This is a genomic window from Rhodoplanes roseus (assembly GCF_003258865.1).
Lineage (GTDB): Bacteria > Pseudomonadota > Alphaproteobacteria > Rhizobiales > Xanthobacteraceae > Rhodoplanes > Rhodoplanes roseus.
In genome coordinates this window covers 1-4,115 of record NZ_NPEX01000399.1, presented here as the reverse complement: position 1 = coordinate 4,115, position 4,115 = coordinate 1, and the positions used below count along the sequence as shown (strand labels likewise).

Genomic DNA, 4,115 nt, shown 5'->3' with positions numbered 1-4,115 from the left:
GCGACGCCGGACGACCTTCCGGCACCCCCGCCGCCCGCCGCCATCGTGGTCACGGGCGAGATCGATCAACCGAGTCCGTAAGGCAGAAGGCGAGCAAAGAGGTCCCATGGTGGGCAAGGCATCCCGGAACGTGAAGAAGAAGACGGGCGCGAAGGGCGCCAGGCAGGCGAAGGGCGCGGCGGTGGCCGATCCCAAGACGCCGAAGACGGCCGCGACGAAGGCGGCTGCGGCCGGGAGCCGTGCCGCCAAGGCCAGCAAGCCGGCCGCGCGCACCGCCAAGCGCGCGGCGCCCAAGGCGGCGCCCAAGGCGGCGTCCAAGGCAACGTCCAAGCCGGCGGCGAAGTCGGTCTCGAAGCCGTCCAGGGCGACGTCCAAAGCGGCCGCCAAGCCGGCCAAGTCGTCGGCGAAGCCGGTGAGCAAGTCTCCGGCGAAGCCGGCGAGCAGGTCGTCCGCGAAGCCGGTGAGCAAGTCATCCGCGAAGAGCAAGCCGGCCGCCAAGGCGAAGACGTCCGCCGGCAAGTCGGCCACCAAGTCGGTCGGCAAGTCGACGGCGAAGCCGGCGTCCAAGCCGGTGTCGAAATCGACGGCGAGGTCGGCGAAGACACCGGCCGTCCGCACCAAGGCCTCCGCCCCGTCGGCACGTCGGCCCGGCAAGCCGGCGCCGACCGCGACAACGGCCCGCCGGAGCGCGGCGTCGTCCGCCAAGACCCCCAAGGGCCGGGCCGGCACGACCGCGGCGAGGCCGGCTGCTCCGGTCAAGCCGGCGCCCGCCAAGCCGGCGCCCGCTAAGGCTTCGCCCGCCAAGGCCGCGCCGTCCAAGGGGGCGGCCGGCAAGGCGGCATCCAAGGCGCCCACCAAGGCGCCGCGCAAGCCCGCCGAGACGCCCGCGGGGCTCAGCACGCTCGATCTGGCGCGCGAGCGCACCGCCGGCCGGATCAAGCGGGCGGTCCGTCGCGTCGTCTCGACGGTCGCCGATGCCGCGGCGTCGGCGCTGAAGCCGGCGCCGCGTCCGGCCTCGGCGCTGCGTCCGTCCGAGAAGAAGCCGCGGGCCGAGCGGCCGCGGGCACGCGCCGGCGCCGTTCCGGGTGTGGTGATCAAGGGTCGCATGGGCCCGCGCTATCCGGAGATCCTGTCGCCCGGGGCGCTCGCCTTCCTGGCCGAGCTGCATCGCCGCTTCGACGGCCGTCGCCGCGAGCTTCTGGCGGCCCGTGCCGAGCGGCAGGCCCGCTTCGATGCCGGCGAGCTGCCCGACTTCCTGGCCGAGACGGCCGAGATCCGCTCGGGCGACTGGACGGTCGCGCCGATCCCGGCGGATCTGCAGAACCGCCGCGTCGAGATCACCGGCCCGGTCGATCGCAAGATGATCGTCAACGCCCTCAACTCGGGCGCGACGCATTTCATGGCCGACTTCGAGGACGCCAACTCGCCGACCTGGTCCAACAACATCGAGGGCCAGCTCAACCTGCGCGACCGCTGGGACGGCAAGATCGACTTCACCGACGAGACCTCGGGCAAGCACTACGCCATCGGCGACAATCCGGCCGTGCTGATCATCCGGCCGCGCGGCTGGCACCTGATGGAGGAGCACCTGACCGTCGACGGGGAGCCGATCTCCGGCTCGCTGTTCGACTTCGGCCTGTACTTCTTCCACAACGCCAAGGCGCTGCTCGCCAAGGGCTCGGGCCCGTACTTCTACATTCCCAAGCTCGAGTCGCATCTCGAGGCGCGGCTGTGGAACGACGTGTTCGTCTTCGCCCAGGAGAAGCTCGGCGTTCCGCACGGGAGCATCAAGGCGACCGTGCTGATCGAGACGCTGCCGGCCGGCTTCGAGATGGACGAGATCCTCTACGAGCTGCGCGACCACGCCGCCGGCCTCAATGCCGGCCGCTGGGACTATATCTTCTCCTTCATCAAGAAGCTGGCGAAGCGCCCCGACTACGTGCTGCCGGACCGCGGCCAGGTGGTGATGGGGAAGGCGTTCCTGGGCGCCTATGCGCTCCTCCTGATCAAGACCTGCCACCGCCGCCGCGCCTTCGCCATGGGCGGCATGGCGGCGCAGATCCCGATCAAGGGCAACCCGGAGGCCAACGAGGCGGCCTTCGCCAAGGTGCGGGCCGACAAGGAGCGCGAGGTCCGCGACGGCCACGACGGCACCTGGGTCGCCCATCCGGACCTGGTGCCGGTCGCCAAGGAGGTGTTCGACCGGCTGATGCCGGAGCAAAACCAGGTCGACCGCCAGCGCGACGACGTCGAGGTCGCGCAGGCCGATCTCCTGCGCCTCCACGAGGGCAGCAAGACCGAGGAGGGCTTCCGCCTCAACATCCGGGTCGGCGTGCAGTACGTCGAGGCGTGGCTGCGCGGGCGCGGCGCGGTGCCGATCTACAACCTGATGGAGGACGCGGCGACGGCCGAGATCTCCCGGGCGCAGATCTGGCAGTGGCTGCAGTACGGCGCCGAGCTCGAGAACGGCGTGAAGGTGACGCCGGAGTTCTTCGAGCAGGCGCTGGGCGAGGAGATGGAGCGGGTCAAGGGTGAGCTCGGGGCCGAGGCCTACGACGCCGGCCGCTTCCCCGAGGCCATCGACCTGTTCCGGCGGCTCTCGCTGGCGGACGCGTTCGAGGACTTCCTCACCGTGCCGGCCTACAAGCTGATCGCCTGACGGCGACTCGTTCAATACCGTCCTGAAAGGCCGTCCCTCGCGGGGCGGCCTTTTTCGATTCGGCGTTGCGGGACTCGATTCGCCCGGCCGTGGCAGGGCGTGTGGCCTGCAGAAAGAGCCTGATGATAGGCCATAACTCGCGGATACGTCGGCGCGAGCTAAGAACTCTCACGTATCCGGCCGACCGGGGGTCGCCACATTGTGACCAAAATGCAACGCCGGTCACGAACCTATTTCAGTTGCCTAATTGTGCGGCAACTGACGAGCGATTCACCTTGCGATGCGTGTATCCCGTGTGAGTTTATAAACCACGATATGTACCCGTCTGGGGAACGACGGGCAGATCGAGTGGGGATCAGGCGAGCGCAGCAGCCCGGTGTGCTCGCAAGGGGAAATAGGGGGCTCGACATGAAGAAGATCGTTCTGGCTACGGTCGCCGTCACGTGCCTGGCCGGCTCGGCCTACGCCGCCGACATGGCCGTCAAGGCTCCGCCGCTCGCCGCGCCCGTCGCCACCAACCCGTGGGACGTCGCGTTCGGTGCAGGCATCTACTCGGACTACAATTTCCGCGGCATCTCGCAGTCGAACCGCGGGCCGTCGGTGAACGCCTATTTCGAGCCGCGCTACAACGTCAACGACAGCCTGCAGCTGTATGTCGGCGCCGGTGGCTGGAGCATCGACTTCTCGAACAAGGCCAGCGCCGAGATCGACATCTACGGCGGCATCCGGCCGACCTTCGGCAAGCTCGCCCTCGATTTCGGTGTCTGGTACTACTACTATCCGGGTGGCCAGTGCTACAACGCGGCCGTGCCGGGCGACTGCGCCTACAACGGCAACATCCTTCCGAACGCGCCGCTCGGCGGCAACGTGATCAAGAAGGATCTGAGCTTCCTCGAGTACTTCGCCAAGGCGACCTACACGTTCAACGACAACATCGCGGTCGGCGGCGCCTTCTACTACGACGACAACTGGCTGAACTTCGGCTTCGACGCCAAGTATCTCTCCGGCAACGTCAAGCTGACGGCGCCGAGCAACTGGCTCCCGACCGGCTACGGCCTCTACGTCTCGGGTGAGGTCGGCCACTACTGGCTCGGCACCACCGACGCCTTCTACGGCAGCATCCGGCTCCCCGACTACACCACCTGGAACGTCGGCCTCGGCATGACCTACAAGGTGTTCACGGTCGATCTGCGCTACTACGACACGGACCTCTCCGAGGCCTCGTGCAACGCGATCACCAGCGACTTCAACGCCTCGTTCAGCCCGACCAACATCACGGCGATCAACACCAACGGCCTCGGCTCCAAGTGGTGCGGGCAGGCCTACGTGATCTCGCTGAAGGCCGACCTGACCTACGGCAGCAGCCTCAAGTAAGAACCTTCCTCCATCGACCTTGCCTTCGGGGCGGTGCCATGGGCGCCGCCCCTTTTTTATGGTCGTGCCATGTTCACTTCGC

At 68.1% G+C, this 4,115-nt stretch carries 3 protein-coding genes; 2 read left to right on the top strand and 1 reads right to left on the bottom strand.

The window, feature by feature from the left end; all coding sequences use genetic code 11:
• Window positions 1-486, bottom strand: a 486-nt coding sequence (locus tag CH341_RS36100) for a hypothetical protein (RefSeq protein WP_245431302.1), incomplete at its 3' end; no start/stop codon positions are given.
• Here CH341_RS36100 and aceB point away from each other — a divergent pair.
• Both aceB and CH341_RS28950 read left to right on the top strand, forming a co-directional pair.
• On the top strand, window positions 461-2,659 hold the full coding sequence (gene aceB / locus CH341_RS35440) for a malate synthase A (RefSeq protein WP_245431301.1): 2,199 nt from the start codon (window positions 461-463) through the stop codon (window positions 2,657-2,659). The genes CH341_RS36100 and aceB overlap by 26 nt on opposite strands.
• A gap of 408 nt (window positions 2,660-3,067) precedes the next feature.
• Complete coding sequence (locus CH341_RS28950; RefSeq protein WP_111422698.1) at window positions 3,068-4,033, top strand: TorF family putative porin; 966 nt, start codon at window positions 3,068-3,070, stop codon at window positions 4,031-4,033.
• Window positions 4,034-4,115: the final 82 nt, after the last annotated feature.

Excerpts from the sequence above, each read along its gene's own strand:
- CH341_RS28950 (WP_111422698.1), top strand. The coding sequence starts at position 3,068 with ATGAAGAAGATCGTTCTGGCTACGGTCGCCGTCACGTGCCTGGCCGGC.